Here is a 14,899-nt window from a genome sequence, read left to right on the forward strand (position 1 = left end):
GGGGTATGGCGGAACGGCGTACGCCGGTGCTGCGGAACGCGGACATGGCCGGGGAGGCGCGGAAGTGGCGAAGGGCGCGGGGGACAATGCCCCGGTGGCAGGCACAGAGAAGAAACCGGCGGCGGCGAAGCGATCCGTGGGCCGGCCGCGCAAGCTGGACCCCGACGTGATGGTCGCCACCGCGCGCCGCATCGTCGAGGAGGAGGGCGTGGCGGCCCTGAGCATGCGGCGGGTGGCGAAGGAGCTGGGCAGCACGCCGATGGCGCTCTACCACTACGTGCGGGACAAGGACGAGCTGCTGATGCTCACCCTGTCCGGCACCGCGGACTCATTCCCGCGGCCCGAACTGCCCGCGGATCCGCGCGAGCGGCTGCTCGCCGTGTCCGTGCACATGCACGACATCCTCGGCCGGCTCCCATGGGTGCTGGACATCCTGGCGCTGGGCGGGCTCACCGACAAGAACGCGCTGTGGATGGTGGAGGAGATCCTCGACTCCGCCCTCGCCTGCGGGCTCTCCCCCGCCCGGTCGGTACGCGCCTACCGGACGATCTGGAGCTACGTCTACGGCGACCTGATCTTCCGCAGGGCCGCGGCGCGCCGGGCGGAGAATCCGCCGCGCGTCCAGTACTTCCCCGAGATGGTCACCGACGAGGACGCGGCCACGCTGCCGCGGCTCAGCGCGGTCAAGGACCGGTGGCACGAGTACGCCGCCGACTACGACGTCGCCGACGAACTCGACGCGATCATCAGCGGGCTGATCAGCCGAGGGACTCGAAGCGCCAGCGGTGCACCGCCCGGGTGATCAGTCCGGCGTCCGGCTCGGGGAGTTCGGGCAGCTCGTCGCCGTACTCCCCCACCCACCACGTGATCACCAGGACCCGGTCCTGCGGGGCGCGGAGCAGTTCGCTGCGCAGCGGCTCGCGGGACAGCTCGCCCGTCCGGGCCCGCGCCCACTCCAGCAGCTCGGCGCCCCGGCCCTCGGTGGCACGGGCCTCCCACATCAGCGCGACGGTCGGCTCGCTCATGAGTACAGGTTGTCCTTGCTGATCTCGTGCACGTGATCGTGGTCGTGACCATGAGTATGACCGTGACCGTCACCGTGGCGGCCCGGCACATGCGGCTCGGTCACCGGAAGCGACGAGTCCGCCGACAGCTCCAGGTCCGAGGCGGGCCGGTTGCGGGCCACCATCTCCGCGCCGAGCGCGGCGACCATCGCCCCGTTGTCCGTGCAGAGCCCCGGCCGCGGCACCCGCAGCCGGATCCCGGCCCGCTCGCACCGCTCCTGGGCCAGCGCCCGCAGCCGCGAGTTGGCCGCGACCCCGCCGCCGATCATCAGGTGGTCCACGCCCTCGTCCTTGCAGGCCCGGACGGCCTTGCGGGTGAGCACGTCCACCACGGCCTCCTGGAAGGACGCCGCCACATCCCGTACCGGCACCTCCTCGCCCGCCGCCCGCTTCGCCTCGATCCAGCGCGCGACGGAGGTCTTGAGGCCGGAGAAGGAGAAGTCGTACGCCGGGTCGCGCGAACCGCTCAGCCCGCGCGGGAACGCGATCGCCTTCGGGTCGCCCTCCTTCGCCAGCCGGTCGATGACCGGGCCGCCGGGGAAGCCGAGGTGCAGCACCCGGGCGATCTTGTCGAACGCCTCGCCCGCCGCGTCGTCGATGGTCGCGCCCAGCGGCCGTACGTCGTTCGTGATGTCCGGGGCCAGCAGCAGCGAGGAGTGCCCGCCGCTGACCAGCAGCGCCATGGTCGGCTCGGGCAGCGGGCCGTGCTCCAGCTGGTCGACGCAGATGTGCGAGGCGAGGTGGTTGACCCCGTAGAGCGGCTTGTTCAGGGCGTACGCGTACGCCTTCGCCGCCGAGACGCCGACGAGCAGCGCCCCGGCGAGCCCGGGACCGGCCGTGACGGCGATGCCGTCCAGGTCGCGGGGGGCGACCCCGGCTTCCTTCAGGGCACGCTCGATGGTGGGAACCATCGCCTCCAGATGGGCGCGGGAGGCGATCTCCGGGACGACCCCGCCGAAGCGGGCGTGCGTGTCGACGCTGGACGCGACGGCGTCCGCGAGCAGCGTCGTACCGCGCACGACGCCGACGCCGGTCTCGTCGCAGGAGGTCTCGATGCCGAGTACGAGCGGTTCGTCAGCCATCAGTCAGTCTCAGTTTCTTGTACGTGCTCATGTTCTTGTACGTGCTCATGTACGTGCACAGGCTCGTCTACTTGTACGTGCTCGTGTTCCTGTACGTGAAGGCGCATGACGAGCGCGTCGACGTTGCCCGGCTGGTAGTAACCGCGCCGGAAGCCGATCGGCTCGAAGCCGAAGCGCTCGTACAGCTTCTGTGCCCGGGTGTTGTCGACGCGGACTTCGAGGAGCACCGTGGCGCACTCGAAGGCCGTGGCGTGTTTCAGCAGATCGGTGAGGAGTTCGGAGCCGAGACCGGCACCCGTGTACTCACGGGTCACTCCGATCGTCTGGACGTCGGCCAGCTCACCGACGGCCGCGAGACCGGCGTAGCCGACGATCCGCCCGTCGGCCGGGTCCTCGGCGACGACATAGCGGCGGGTGGCCCCCGGCCCGCGGGAGTGCGCCAGCTCCGACCAGAACATCCCGGCCGACCAGGCGTCCTCCGGGAACAGCTCGTGCTCCAGCGCCAGCACCGGATCGATGTCCCACCAGCGCATCTCGCGCAGCACAGCGGTCGCGGTCGTCACTTCGGGGTGACCACCTTGTAGTTCTTCGGGACCTGCGCGTCGGGCCTGCGGAGATAGAGCGGCTGCGGCGGCAGCAGCTCGGCCCCGGCGGCCAGCCGCTCGGCGGCGAGCGCGGCCAGCGCCCCGGCCGCCACATGCTCGGGTTCACGGGCGTCGCCGAACGCGTCCGGGTACAGCAGCGCGCCCGCCCCGACCACGGGAAGGCCCGCCAGCCGGTCGGCGATGTCGGCGGGCCGGTCGACGGCGGGTTCACCGATTCGGGTACGTCCGTCCTCGTACCGCGCCCAGTAGACCTCCTTGCGGCGCGCGTCCGTCGCCACGGCGAACGGACCCTCCAGACCGGCGAGCCCGGCGGCGTACGCGAGTCCGTCCAGCGTGCACAGCCCGTACACCGGCACGGACAGGGCGGAGCCGAAGGTCGCGGCGGTGACGAGGCCGACCCGCAGCCCGGTGTACGGGCCGGGGCCCACGCCGACGACCACACCGGTCACGGCGTCGAGTTTCACCCCGGCCTCGGCGAGAACCCGGTCGACGGCGGGCAGCAGCAGCTCCCCGTGCCTGCGGGCGTCGACCCGACCGGACTCCGCGACGACGGATCTCCCGTCGTGGAGGGCGACGGTGACGGCGGGGGTGGCGGTATCCATGGCGAGCAAGAGCACGCAAACAGCCTACGGCTCCGCCGACGGAGGCATGGCGTCCGTACGTCGTCCCGAACTGCCCCGCCCCGGCTGCTACCGTCACCGGGGATACACGGGTACGACGTAAACGCTTGTATGACATGCGGCAGTCCGCATCCGAAAGGGGAGCTCACGGTGGCAAGGGGAAGCTCGGGAATCGTGGCCGGGCTCACTGCGGCGGCTGTCGTCGCGGTCAGCTTCCTCGCCTACCAGGCATCGGCGAACGCACCGGATTCGGTGGCCGCCGTCACCCCGAAGGCGTCCTCCTCCGCCTCGCTCCACCCCTCCGCGAAGCCCAAGGCCCCGAAGACCGACCCCCTCGCGATCCCGGCCGACTCCGGCACCGGGGTGCGCGTCGTGTACGCGCTGAAGGACCGCCGGGTGTGGCTGGTGAACGCCGGTGAGAAGGCCGGCCGGACGTTCACCGTGATGCCGAGCACCGTCAGCCCGCTCCCCGGGACCTACGCGGTCACCTCGCGCTCCGGCAGCATCCAGGGCTCGGACGGCGTGCTGATCGAGCACGTGGTGCGCTTCGCGAACGTCGGCGACGTGTCCGTGGGCTTCAGCGCGGCACAGGACGGCTCGATGGAGAGCCCGAACCCGACCACGAAGACCGGCGGCGTACGCATGAAGCGCGCGGACGGCAACGCGATGTGGACGTTCGCGACGGTCAGCGCGAAGGTCGTCGTCGTCCCGTAACGGGAGCGGCAGCGGGAACTGTCCCGTGGACCCGGAGCGGAACCGGTCCCCCTACGCGGCCCGGCGCCGAACCGGCGCCGCGTCCGGCGCACCCTCGTCCGGCTCGTCCTGCGCGCACGGCGGCGTCGAGACCGCGGTCGCCGCCGCGCACGAGGCCAGCAGATCCTTCATCGACAGGGCGGACGGCGTCGTTGTCGACGTCGTCGTTGTGGACGGTGACGTTGTGGAGGGTGACGGGGACGGGGACGACTGCGGCCGCTCTTCACGCTCGGGCGTCGGCATGGATGCCTCCTGGGCTCCGCTGAGGAGACCTGGTTAGGTAGACCTAACCAGGTCTCCTCTCCATGTGACCACGCCCACCGTCCCCCGCGCAACAATTTACCGACGGCCTGTCGGAAAGAGCCCCTCGGGACACCCGCACCGCCGCCTTACGCCAATTCCTCCCGCAGCCCCGCCCAGCGCGCCCCGATCCCGACCAGCGTCACCTCGCGGCGTTCGTCGTCCGTGTCGCCGACCGCCCGGCCGATGAGCACCTGGAGCCGGTCGTCCGACAGCTCCTCGACCTTGCCGTCGCCCCACTCCACGACCACCACCGAATCCGGCAGGGACACATCGAGGTCGAGGTCCTCCATCTCGTCGAGCCCGCCGCCCAGGCGGTACGCGTCGACATGGACCAGTGCGGGACCGTCGCCCAGCGACGGATGGACCCGGGCGATCACGAAGGTGGGGGACGTGACGGCGCCGCGCACCCCGAGCCCCTCACCGAGGCCCCGGGTCAGCGTCGTCTTTCCGGCGCCCAGCTCGCCGGTGAGCATCACCAGGTCGCCGGGGGCCAGCACGCGGGCGAGCCGGCGGCCCAGCTCCCGCATCTCTTCGGGGGACTCGACGGTCATCCGTACGGTGACGGCTTGCCCGTCCGCGGTACGGGGCTCCACGTCCGCGGTGCGGGACTCGGCGCCCTCGGGGACCTCAGCGGCCGGGCTGTTGTGCGGTGCTTCCATGCTCGCCAACGTTAGCCGCCGCGGGCACCGCGCCGATCCTCACCAGCAGGTCCGCGAGCCGGTCGGTGACGGTCTCCGGGTGCTCCAGCATCACCAGGTGCCCCGCGTCCGGCACGATCACCAGCTCGGCGTCCGGCAGCACGTCCGCGATGGCCTCGCTGTGCGAGCTGGGCGTCACCAGGTCCTTGTCGCCCGCGAGGATCAGCACCGGGACCTCGCGGAACGCGGGCAGCGCCCCGCTCTTGTCGTGTTCGGTGAAGGCGGGATAGAACTCGGCGACCACGTCGATCGGGGTGGACTCGATCAGCCGCTCGGCGAACCGCGCCACCGCCGGGTCCACGTCCCTCGACCCGAACGAGTACCGCTTGATCAGCCCCGCGAAGAGGTCGGCCGTGGCCCGCCGCCCCCGCTCCACCAGCTCCGCCTGCGAACCGAGCGCCTTCAGCACCCCGGGCAGCACCCGGCGCACCGCGTTCACGCCCGCCACCGGCAGCCCGAAGCTCACCTCGCCGAGCTTCCCGCTCGACGTGCCGATGAACGCGACGGCGGCCACCCGGTCGCGGATCAGGGCCGGGTACTGGTCGGCGAGCGCCATCATCGTCATGCCGCCCATCGAGTGCCCGACCAGGACCAGCCGGCCCTCGGGGGCCGCCGCGTCGATGACCGCCTTCAGGTCACGGCCGAGCTGGTCGATGCCGACCGGTACGCCGTCGGCCTGGGCCCGGCCGCGCTCGGAGCGGCCGTGGCTGCGCTGGTCCCAGTGGACCGTACGCACCAGACCGCGCAGCGCCGCCCGCTGGAAGTGCCAGGAGTCCTGGCTGAGGCAGTAGCCGTGGCTGAAGACGACGGTGACCGGTCCGGGAGCCTTGCGTCCGAAGAGCCGTCGCCGCCGCGAACCGGTGCCGCTCCCGCCCGCCCCGGTCTCCGGGGCGGGCGGCTCGACCTCGTCGACCTCGTAGTACAGCTCGGTCCCGTCGTCCGCGAGGGCCCGACCCGGCATGCCTCGCAGCGAGCCGTAGGGGCCGGTGGCGTCCAGCGCCAGCCGGGCCCGCTTGCGCATGCCGCGCCCCACGGTGAGCCGCTCGACCGCGACCCCGGCCGCCGCACCCGCGGCGAGCACTCCTATCGCGGCCCCCGCGACACCCGCCCGGCGCCAGCCTGCCGCCGCGGCCGCTGTCGCCGCCGCCACGTCCCCCGCGCTGCTCTCGCTCACCGTGCCGCGCTCCTAGTCGTTGTCGGTCGGGGTCTCGTGCGGCTCGTCCCGCTCGTTCACGTACACCCGGGGCACCCGTGCCCCGATCCGGGTGACGATCTCGTACGCGATCGTGTCGGAGGCCACCGCCCAGTCCTCGGCGGTCGGCTCGCCCCGGTCCCCCGGCCCGAACAGCACGGCGTCCGCGCCGGTCTCCGGCCGGTCGCCATCGAGGTCGACGACGAACTGGTCCATGGCCACGCGGCCCGCGATCGTGCGCACCTTGCCGTCGACGAGGACCGGGCCGCGGCCCGAGGCGTGGCGCGGGACGCCGTCCGCGTAGCCGACGGGGATCAGGCCGAGGGTGGTCTCGGCGGAGGTCGTGTAGTGGTGCCCGTAGCTGACGCCGTGGCCGGCCGGGACCTCCTTGACCAGGGCGACGGACGCGGCGAGCGTCATCACGGGGCGCAGCCCGAAGTCGGCGGACGTGCCCAGCTCGGGGCTGGGCGAGATGCCGTACATCGCGATCCCGGTCCGGACGAGGTCGAAGTGCGCCTCGGGGAGGGTCAGCGTGGCCGGGGAGTTGGCCATGTGCCGCACCTCGGGCTCGGCGCCCGCCTTCTCCGCGTACGCGACCATGTCGCGGAACACGCCGAGCTGGGCGGCGATCGAGGGGTGGCCCGGCTCGTCGGCGCAGGCGAAGTGGGACCAGAGTCCGGTGACCTTGGCCAGGCCCGCCGTCTCGGCGGCGAGCGCTTCGGCGACCAGTTCGGGCCAGTCGGCGGGCTGGCAGCCGTTGCGTCCGAGGCCGGTGTCGGCCTTGAGCTGGATACGGGCCGGGCGGCCGGCCGCGGTGGCCGCGGCGACGGCCTCGCGCAGCGCCCACATGCCGCTGACCGACACGTCGATGCCGGCCTCGATCGCCTCGCGCCAGGGGCCGCCCGGCGTCCACAGCCAGCACAGGAGCGGGCCGCCGAGCCCGGCGGCCCGCAGGGCCAGCGCCTCGTGCGGGGTCGCGGTGCCCAGCCAGGTCGCGCCCGCCTCCAGGGCGGCCTTCGCGCAGGGCACCGCGCCGTGCCCGTAGGCGTCGGATTTCACCACGGCCATGAGGTGCGCTCCGCCCGCCCGCGCGCGCAGGACGCGCACGTTGGCGCGCAGCGCGGCGAGGTCGATCTCGGCACGGGCTCTCAGGGGCGCTGTCTCGTTCATCGCGCCCAGTCTCTCAGAGGCGTACGGCGGCATCCCGTCACCGCCCGTCCGCCCGCCCGGTCAACCGTCTCCCGGTCATCCGTTCGAACCCCGGTCCCGCCGTCGTGCGGAACGACACCTCCGAGGCTCCGGCAGGCCCCTGTCGAGGTGTCAGTGGTACTTCAGCGCGTGCTCCAGATGGTCGACCAGGACCGGGACATGACTGGCGGGTACGTCCTTCACGGCCGTGACCAGGGTCACCGGTCCGCCCTCGCGCACCAGGGCGATCAGCCGGTCGACGGCCTCCGTGTGGGCCGGGTCGCCCAGCTCGGTGCGGTAGCGGTCGACGAAGTCGTCGTACCGGGCGCCGGACCGGTCCTGGTGGTACCAGGACCGCAGCTCGTCCGACGGGGTGATGTCCTTCAGCCACAGATCGATCGCGGCCCGCTCCTTGGACACGCCGCGCGGCCAGAGCCGGTCGACCAGGACCCTGGTGCCGTCACCGTCCTCGGGCGGGTCGTAGACCCTGCGTACGCGTACGGAATCCGCGTCCGAACCGCTCACCGCACCGACCGCCTCTCCGCCCGCCCCCGCTCCCCCCACCCTGAAGCGGTCCCACCCTGCCCGCATGTCCCACCAAGCCCGCATGTCCCACCCGGCCCGCGCATCTCACCCGGCCCGCACGTCGCGCCAGGCTGCCTGGATCCGGTCGGCGACGTCCTGGGCGGCGACCGGTGCCCCGTCCGAGCCGTGCCGGGCCGCGAGGCCGTGCAGGTACGCGCCCACCGACGCGGCGTCGCGCGGGGCGAGCCCGGCGGCCAGCAGCGACCCGGTCAGCCCGGAGAGCACGTCGCCGCTGCCCGCGGTGGCGAGCCAGGAGGTACCGGTCGGGTTGACCCGTACGGGTGTGTCACGGGCCTCGGCGACCAGGGTGGTCGATCCCTTGAGCAGGACCGTGGCGCGGTAGCGGGCTGCCAGCTCCCGTACGGCGGCGAGCCGGCCCGCCTCGACCTCCTCGCGCGGTACGCCTAGCAGCGCGGCGGCCTCCCCGGCGTGCGGGGTGAGCACCGTGGCGGCGCCGCGCGTACGGACGGCGTCGGCGTCCATCAGCCGCAGCCCGTCCGCGTCGACGAGTACCGGGACGTCCGAGGCCAGCACGTCGGCGACCGCCGCCCCGGCCGCCGTACCGTCCCCGAGCCCCGGCCCCACCACCCAGGCCTGCACCCGCCCGGCCTTCGACGGCGGCCCGGCGTGCACCAGCGCCTCCGGGTAGCGGGTGATCACCGCGTCGGCGCCCGGTCCGACGTACCGCACCGCCCCGGCACCGCCGCGCAGCGCGCCCGCGACCGCGAGCACCGCCGCGCCCGGGTAGCGCTCCGACCCGGCGACGACACCGACGACCCCGCGCCGGTACTTGTCGCTCTCGGCGCCCGGAACCGGCAGCAGGGCCGCGACGTCCGCGTACTGCAACGCCTCCAGGTCCGGCGGCTCGGGCAGGTCGGGCCCCAGGCCGATGTCCACGAGCCGCAGGGCGCCCGCCCGTTCGGCGGCCGGGTCGATGAGCAGACCCGGTTTGTACGTGCCGAAGGTGACCGTCGCGTCCGCCCGCACGGCCGTCCCGTGGATCTCCCCGCTGTCGGCCTCCACCCCGCTGGGCAGGTCCACCGCGAGGACCGGGGCCCGTGACCCGGTCACCGCCCGCACCAGCGCGGCGGCCTCCGGGCGCAGCCCGCCGCGCCCGCCGATCCCGGTGATGCCGTCCACGACGAGGTCGACGGCGCCGAGTCCGTCCGGGCTGTCGAGCACCCGCCCACCGGCCGCCTCCAGCGCGGCGAGCCCGCCCGCGTGGACCTTGTCCGGCGAGGTCAGCAGGGCCCGTACGCCCGCGCCCCGCCTGGCCAGCCGGGCCCCCGCGTACAGCGCGTCGCCGCCGTTGTCGCCGCTGCCGACCAGGAGCAGGACCCGGGAGCCGTACACCCGGCCGTTGCGCCGGAGCAGATCGCCGCAGGCCACGGCGAGCCCGGCGGCGGCCCGTCGCATCAGGGCGCCCTCCGGCAGCCGTGAGAGGAGTGCCGCCTCGGCGGCCCGTACGGTCTCCACGCTGTACGCACGTCGCATACGGTCAACCCTCCGCGATCACCACGGCCGACGCCACCCCCGCGTCGTGGCTGAGGGACACGTGCCAGCTCCGTACGCCGAGCTCGGCGGCGCGCGCCGCGACCGAGCCGCGCACCCGCAGCCGGGGCTGCCCTGAGTCCTCGACCCAGACCTCGGCGTCGGTCCAGTGCAGCCCGGCCGGTGCGCCGAGCGCCTTCGCCAGGGCCTCCTTGGCGGCGAACCTGGCGGCCAGCGAGGCGACGCCGCGCCGCTCCCCGCTCGGCAGCGTCAACTCCCGTTGCACGAAGAGCCGCTGAGCCATCTGGGGCGTACGCTCCAGCGCCGCGCCGAAGCGCTCGATCTCGGCCACGTCGATCCCCACCCCGATGATCACGAGCTCACCCTCGCCACTCCCCTTGTCATGCTTCCTGCCCCTCTCCGTCTCACTCCACGGTCACGGACTTCGCCAGATTGCGCGGCTGGTCCACCTCGTTGCCGCGGGCCGTCGCGAGCTCACAGGCGAAGACCTGGAGCGGCACGGTGGAGACCAGCGGCTGAAGCAGCGTAGGCGTAACGGGGATGCTGATGAGGTGGTCGGCGTACGGAGCGACGGCCTCGTCGCCCTCCTCGGCGATGACGATGGTGCGGGCGCCGCGGGCCCTGATCTCCTGGATGTTCGACACGATCTTGTCGTGCAGCAGGGAGCGGCCGCGCGGCGAGGGCACGATCACGACGACCGGCAGGTCCTCCTCGATGAGTGCGATCGGCCCGTGCTTGAGCTCGCCCGCGGCGAAGCCCTCGGCGTGCATGTACGCGAGTTCCTTGAGCTTCAGCGCGCCTTCGAGGGCGACCGGGTAGCCGACGTGGCGTCCGAGGAAGAGCACGGTGTTCTTGTCGGCGAGGGACCGCGCCAGCGCGCGTACGGGCTCCATGGTCGCCAGAACCCGCTCGACCTGCTCGGAGATGGCCGAGAGCTGCCGTACGACGGTCCGGATCTCGTCGCCCCACTTCGTCCCGCGCACCTGTCCGAGGTACAGGGCGACGAGGTAGCAGGCAACGAGCTGGGTGAGGAACGCCTTGGTGGAGGCGACGGCGACCTCGGGTCCGGCGTGCGTGTAGAGGACGGCGTCGGACTCCCTGGGGATGGTCGATCCATTCGTGTTGCAGATGGCGAGGACCTTCGCGCCCTGTTCGCGGGCGTGCCGCACGGCCATGAGCGTGTCCATGGTCTCGCCGGACTGCGAGATGGCGATGACGAGGGTGCGGTGGTCGAGGATCGGGTCGCGGTAGCGGAACTCGCTGGCCAGCTCGGTCTCGCAGGGCAGCCGGGTCCAGTGCTCGATGGCGTACTTGGCGATCATCCCGGCGTGGAACGCGGTCCCGCAGGCCACGACGACGACCTTGTCGATCTCCCGGAGCACACCGGGCGCGATGCGCACCTCGTCCAGCAGCAGGGAGCCCTCCTGGTCGATCCGCCCGAGGAGGGTGTCCGCGACGGCCTTGGGCTGCTCGGCGATCTCCTTGAGCATGAAGTAGTCGTAGCCGCCCTTCTCGGCGGCGGAGGCGTCCCAGTCCACGTGGTACTCGCGCACCTCGGCGGCCCGCCCGTCGAACCCGGTGACGACGACGCCCGCCCGGCTCAGCTCGACGACCTGGTCCTGCCCCAGTTCGATCGCGGCGCGGGTGTGCGCGATGAACGCGGCGACGTCGGAGGCGAGGAACACCTCGCCCTCGCCCACTCCCACGACCAGCGGCGAGTTGCGCCGGGCGCCCACCACGACGTCGGGCTGATCGGCGTGCACGGCGACGAGGGTGAAGGCCCCCTCCAGCCTCCGGCACACCTGCCGCATCGCCTCGGCCAGCTCCCCGCACCCGGAGAACGCCTCGGCCAGCAGGTGCGCCACCACCTCGGTGTCGGTCTCCGACCCCAGCGCGTGCCCGCGCCCGACGAGCTCGTGCCGGAGCGCGGCGAAGTTCTCGATGATCCCGTTGTGCACGACGGCGACCCGGCCCGCGTTGTCCAGATGCGGATGGGCATTGATGTCGTTGGGCGCCCCGTGGGTGGCCCACCGGGTGTGCCCGATGCCGGTGTGCCCGGCCGGAAGCGGCCGGTCCTTCAGCTCCTTCTCCAGATTGACGAGCTTGCCCGCCTTCTTCGCGGCGGCCAGCCCACCGTCCGCGAGAACGGCGACACCCGCCGAGTCGTAGCCCCGGTATTCGAGGCGCTTGAGACCTGCGACGACGACGTCCTGCGCCGACTGCCCACCGACGTAACCCACGATTCCGCACATATCGGCACCCTAAAGGCCGCAGCCACCTCACAGGCGGAGGAGCACGCGGGACGGATCAGCCACCCTTCGGACGCACCGGTTCCGCAAGTCCCGGACGCGCCCCGAGGAGCAGCCGATCACGCCCCGCGCTTCGGCCTGTCCGGCCGTCGGGCGCGGTACCGCGCCCGTCCGGCCGTCAGGAGCAGTACTGCGCCTGCTTGCCGATCGACCGGTACATGCAGTCCGCGTTCTCGATCAGCTGGAGCACCGCGTCCCGGTTGCGCGAGGTCTCCCGCTCGATCACCTCGTCGGGCGGGTAGAAGCCGCCGCCCCCGGCCGATCCCGGATACATCTCGAAGGTGTAGGAGAAGATCCTCTGCGAACCCCACAGCCAGTCGTCGATCGACCCGTCGGTGATGTAGAGGTCACTGGACTGTTCGGCGGTGTAGCCGTTGCTCGCACCCATCTTCTTGCCGACGGCGGCGAACGCGTTGCGGTCGTCGGCCGTCATGCCGGTGGCGGTGTCGTCGTAGGTGTAGCCGAACGGCCACAGCACCAGCTGGCTGTACGTGTGGAAGTCGATGCCCGCCGTGATCTGCTGCTTCCCGCCGACCACCCGGCTGCGGACGAAGTCGGCGACGACCTTCGTCTCGGGCGCGGATTCGGCCGCGGCCCCGCGGTAGGTCTCCGACGACGTGCTGGAGGAGGAGCCACCGCAGCAGCCCCACTTGTAGGCCCAGTTGCGGTTGAGGTCCGTTCCCACGGAGCTGGAGCCGGAATTGGGCTGCCGGTTCTTGCGCCAGCTGCGGTACGAGCCCGACGCGATGTCGTACTCGCCGCCGTCGGGGTTCAGGTCCGGCACGATCCACAGCTCGCGGCCGTTGACCGCCTGGGTGATCCGGGAGTCGGTGCCGTAGTCCTCACCGAGTTCGCGGAGCAGGTAGAGCGACATCTCGACGGTCAGGTGCTCGCGGGCGTGCTGGTGGGCGGTGAAGAGGACCTCGGGCTCGGCCTCGTCGGTGCCGACGTTGTCGCTGACCTTGATCGCGACGATGTCCCGGCCCTGGTAGGTCTTCCCGATCACCCGCTTGCTCATGATCGAGGGGTACGCGGCGATGCGCGCGTCGATCTCCGCGTTCATCTCGGCGTAGTTGTGGTAGCCGGAGTCGGACGGCGGAAAGTCGAGGATCCCGGCGTCACCCGCCGCGACCGGTTCGGCCTGAGGCGCGGGCAGCGCCGCCAGCACATGGCCGCGCGCCCGGAGCTTCCTGGCCTGGGCGGCGTCCGCGGTGATCACGATGCCATGGTCGTGCACCTCGTCGATCGAGACCCCGGTGCGGGCGATCTCGGTGCGGGCGGCGGCGGTGGTGCGCCCGGTGATCTCGTACTGGGAGGTCTGCTCGTCCGCGGCGACGACCGCGCTGCGCGCCGAGGTGTCGGCACTGGCGACGGCGGTGACGGGAGCGGCGAGTCCGAGGGCGAGCAGGACGGCGAGGGTGGCGTTCCGCCTGGTTCTCGTCGGCCGGGATTTCCGTGCGTGGAGAAGTCGCATGCTGGAGTCTCCTGAGTCCGGATGGGTGGGGGGATGGACCTGTGCGACGCGCATATGGTCGTGTCGTGACATGGCCGGGTCAAGAGGATGGTTCCGGCCAAGGGTGGGTTCTGATGCGGGATACACGCTGAGCCGCCAGGCTTGGGCGCGAGGGATGAGCAGCTCGGCTTACCACCTCGGGGCCACCTGCCGACAAGCATCGACGACACCGCGATCGCTCCAACTGAGGCCAGAAGGAAAACAGTTGATCCGAACCGCAGGCCGCCTAGACGACTAACCAAACAGCGATGAACAGCCACCTGCACCAGCTTCATCCACTGACGTTGCCGACCATTACTGCCGCCACCCAACGCGGAAGCCCACCAGAGCGCCTTGAGTTCCAGTGATCGCCGCAACACCCCAATTCAGGGGAAGTAGTGGACTTCAAAATCGGGATGACCGGGAGGTAGGCGGAGGCTGCCATCTGGCGGGTGATCGGGAGGCATACTTCCAGCTCATGCACAGGGCTACGGCAACGGAGAGGCCGGCCGGATAGTCGGCATCAACCGGCGGACCGGCAAGAGATCGCGCAACGGCTGGCACTCGCCGCCCACAGGGAAGCCGAAGCCTCCGAACCGAGTGGAGGCTTCGGCTTCCGGCGCATCCAGGTACTTGTACGAGGAAGACGACACCGAGAACACCAATGGTCCACCACGACAGTACGTCCCCAAGGGCACCAACCTGGCCACCCATGCCCGTGAGCATCTGAATACCGTCGCCACCGAACTCAACAGCCGTTACGCAAGACGCTCGACCGGGAATCCCAAGCCGAGCGTCTGTCGATGCCATTCGCCACCACACGTCAGTGATCATGTGTTGCGACGACCTCGGTAATTCACTCCACACCTGACAAGTCCTCAAAGCTGTTGCCGCGGGCAGCAGGCGGGTTATTGACGATTCCACGCCAAAAAATCTATCCCTCACCGTTCTCGGAGATCACCCCTCGGAAGAGATCACAAACAAATATGCGAACTTTACCAAAGATGACCGTTCAGGGCCTGAAACAGGAACCACTCAATCCCCCACGCCGACCCGCCGGCATCAAGGCTAGCCCACGCTCATGATCCGCGTGCGAAGATTCCCCTCGACAGCAAGATCCAAAACGCTCGCATGCCTATCCTGCCGCCCACCGCCAAGTACCACCGGAGTGAAAATTTGATCTCCCAGTTCCAGCTCTTCAAGGGGCGCCAGGTCAGGCGTAGACCCGGCCGGAAAGAAGAGAGGCCCCGCATCCTCACCCTCCCCAATCAGAGCGTCAAAGCATCGACCCTCTCCTGAGCGCTCCAGCAGCCGAGCCAGGACACCAGCGGCAGTGATTCAGGGGACCGCACAGGCATGCCCAGGTCCTTATCTCCTCGGTTCCCTTATTCCCGTCAGCAATATACAGTCGAGACCCGGGAAGATTTATTTCATCCCCAGGAGCGAAATCCATGAACCCCGTAATGGATTCACGCCCATTCGGCTCATCGAAAACG

The 14,899-nt window shown here is 71.3% G+C and carries 15 protein-coding genes and 1 pseudogene; 3 read left to right on the forward strand and 13 right to left on the reverse strand.

Features of this window, described 5'->3' with window-relative positions; translation table 11 throughout:
• Positions 1-94: 94 nt before the first annotated feature.
• Positions 95-802, forward strand: coding sequence for a TetR/AcrR family transcriptional regulator (locus OG413_RS05840; RefSeq protein ID WP_266803343.1), 708 nt, complete (start codon positions 95-97; stop codon positions 800-802).
• On the opposite strand, the gene OG413_RS05845 is transcribed toward OG413_RS05840, so the two are convergent.
• From OG413_RS05845 to tsaB, 4 genes are read right to left on the reverse strand one after another with little or no spacing between them, the layout of a single operon-like run.
• On the reverse strand, positions 759-1,025 hold the full coding sequence (locus OG413_RS05845) for a hypothetical protein (protein WP_266803344.1): 267 nt from the start codon (positions 1,023-1,025) through the stop codon (positions 759-761). The genes OG413_RS05840 and OG413_RS05845 overlap by 44 nt on opposite strands.
• A complete protein-coding gene (gene tsaD, locus OG413_RS05850) occupies positions 1,022-2,146 on the reverse strand; it encodes a tRNA (adenosine(37)-N6)-threonylcarbamoyltransferase complex transferase subunit TsaD (protein WP_266803345.1) in 1,125 nt (374 codons plus the stop codon). The genes OG413_RS05845 and tsaD overlap by 4 nt, the downstream gene beginning before the upstream one ends.
• Positions 2,146-2,709: a ribosomal protein S18-alanine N-acetyltransferase gene (gene rimI, locus OG413_RS05855; RefSeq protein ID WP_266803346.1), complete on the reverse strand. Its 564-nt coding sequence runs from the start codon at positions 2,707-2,709 to the stop codon at positions 2,146-2,148. Before rimI ends, tsaD begins: the two co-directional genes overlap by 1 nt.
• The gene (tsaB, locus tag OG413_RS05860) at positions 2,706-3,353 is read right to left on the reverse strand and encodes a tRNA (adenosine(37)-N6)-threonylcarbamoyltransferase complex dimerization subunit type 1 TsaB (RefSeq protein ID WP_266809923.1); all 648 of its coding nucleotides are present in this window, start codon (positions 3,351-3,353) and stop codon (positions 2,706-2,708) included. The genes rimI and tsaB overlap by 4 nt, the downstream gene beginning before the upstream one ends.
• A gap of 192 nt (positions 3,354-3,545) precedes the next feature.
• On the opposite strand from tsaB, the gene OG413_RS05865 reads away from it, so the two are divergent.
• Positions 3,546-4,085: a hypothetical protein gene (locus OG413_RS05865; RefSeq protein WP_266809925.1), complete on the forward strand. Its 540-nt coding sequence runs from the start codon at positions 3,546-3,548 to the stop codon at positions 4,083-4,085.
• 51 nt (positions 4,086-4,136) lie between these two features.
• Here the strand turns inward: OG413_RS05865 and OG413_RS05870 are convergent, their stop codons facing one another.
• From OG413_RS05870 to OG413_RS05910, 9 genes are all read right to left on the reverse strand, one after another.
• Positions 4,137-4,367: a hypothetical protein gene (locus tag OG413_RS05870; protein WP_266803347.1), complete on the reverse strand. Its 231-nt coding sequence runs from the start codon at positions 4,365-4,367 to the stop codon at positions 4,137-4,139.
• A 146-nt stretch (positions 4,368-4,513) separates the two neighbouring features.
• On the reverse strand, positions 4,514-5,086 hold the full coding sequence (gene tsaE / locus OG413_RS05875; RefSeq protein WP_266803348.1) for a tRNA (adenosine(37)-N6)-threonylcarbamoyltransferase complex ATPase subunit type 1 TsaE: 573 nt from the start codon (positions 5,084-5,086) through the stop codon (positions 4,514-4,516).
• The gene (locus OG413_RS05880; RefSeq protein ID WP_266803349.1) at positions 5,055-6,299 is read right to left on the reverse strand and encodes an alpha/beta fold hydrolase; all 1,245 of its coding nucleotides are present in this window, start codon (positions 6,297-6,299) and stop codon (positions 5,055-5,057) included. Before OG413_RS05880 ends, tsaE begins: the two co-directional genes overlap by 32 nt.
• A 12-nt stretch (positions 6,300-6,311) precedes the next feature.
• Positions 6,312-7,487: an alanine racemase gene (alr, locus tag OG413_RS05885; protein ID WP_266803350.1), complete on the reverse strand. Its 1,176-nt coding sequence runs from the start codon at positions 7,485-7,487 to the stop codon at positions 6,312-6,314.
• 150 nt (positions 7,488-7,637) lie between these two features.
• The gene (locus OG413_RS05890) at positions 7,638-8,030 is read right to left on the reverse strand and encodes a DUF488 domain-containing protein (RefSeq protein ID WP_266803351.1); all 393 of its coding nucleotides are present in this window, start codon (positions 8,028-8,030) and stop codon (positions 7,638-7,640) included.
• Positions 8,031-8,135: 105 nt separating this feature from the next.
• Positions 8,136-9,584, reverse strand: coding sequence for an NAD(P)H-hydrate dehydratase (locus OG413_RS05895; RefSeq protein WP_266803352.1), 1,449 nt, complete (start codon positions 9,582-9,584; stop codon positions 8,136-8,138).
• Positions 9,585-9,588: 4 nt separating this feature from the next.
• A complete protein-coding gene (locus OG413_RS05900; RefSeq protein ID WP_266803353.1) occupies positions 9,589-9,957 on the reverse strand; it encodes a holo-ACP synthase in 369 nt (122 codons plus the stop codon).
• A gap of 49 nt (positions 9,958-10,006) precedes the next feature.
• Positions 10,007-11,854, reverse strand: a complete 1,848-nt coding sequence (gene glmS / locus OG413_RS05905) for a glutamine--fructose-6-phosphate transaminase (isomerizing) (RefSeq protein ID WP_266803354.1) — start codon at positions 11,852-11,854, stop codon at positions 10,007-10,009.
• A 175-nt stretch (positions 11,855-12,029) separates the two neighbouring features.
• Positions 12,030-13,385 (reverse strand): M14 family metallopeptidase, encoded by a 1,356-nt coding sequence (locus OG413_RS05910; protein WP_266803355.1) that lies wholly within the window; start codon positions 13,383-13,385, stop codon positions 12,030-12,032.
• A 672-nt stretch (positions 13,386-14,057) separates the two neighbouring features.
• On the opposite strand from OG413_RS05910, the pseudogene OG413_RS46865 reads away from it, so the two are divergent.
• Positions 14,058-14,233: pseudogene (locus OG413_RS46865) on the forward strand (IS30 family transposase); the annotation flags it as partial.
• Positions 14,234-14,899 lie beyond the last annotated feature (666 nt).

The organism is Streptomyces sp. NBC_01433 (assembly GCF_026340105.1).
Classification (GTDB): Bacteria; Actinomycetota; Actinomycetes; order Streptomycetales; family Streptomycetaceae; genus Streptomyces.

Bases quoted from the DNA above. Each gene is read 5' to 3' on its own strand.
- OG413_RS05845 (WP_266803344.1), bottom strand. From the start codon at position 1,025: ATGAGCGAGCCGACCGTCGCGCTGATGTGGGAGGCCCGTGCCACCGAG.
- tsaD (WP_266803345.1), bottom strand. From the start codon at position 2,146: ATGGCTGACGAACCGCTCGTACTCGGCATCGAGACCTCCTGCGACGAG.
- tsaB (WP_266809923.1), bottom strand. From the start codon at position 3,353: ATGGATACCGCCACCCCCGCCGTCACCGTCGCCCTCCACGACGGGAGA.
- OG413_RS05870 (WP_266803347.1), bottom strand. From the start codon at position 4,367: ATGCCGACGCCCGAGCGTGAAGAGCGGCCGCAGTCGTCCCCGTCCCCG.
- tsaE (WP_266803348.1), bottom strand. From the start codon at position 5,086: ATGGAAGCACCGCACAACAGCCCGGCCGCTGAGGTCCCCGAGGGCGCC.
- alr (WP_266803350.1), bottom strand. From the start codon at position 7,487: ATGAACGAGACAGCGCCCCTGAGAGCCCGTGCCGAGATCGACCTCGCC.
- OG413_RS05895 (WP_266803352.1), bottom strand. From the start codon at position 9,584: ATGCGACGTGCGTACAGCGTGGAGACCGTACGGGCCGCCGAGGCGGCA.
- glmS (WP_266803354.1), bottom strand. From the start codon at position 11,854: ATGTGCGGAATCGTGGGTTACGTCGGTGGGCAGTCGGCGCAGGACGTC.
- OG413_RS05910 (WP_266803355.1), bottom strand. From the start codon at position 13,385: ATGCGACTTCTCCACGCACGGAAATCCCGGCCGACGAGAACCAGGCGG.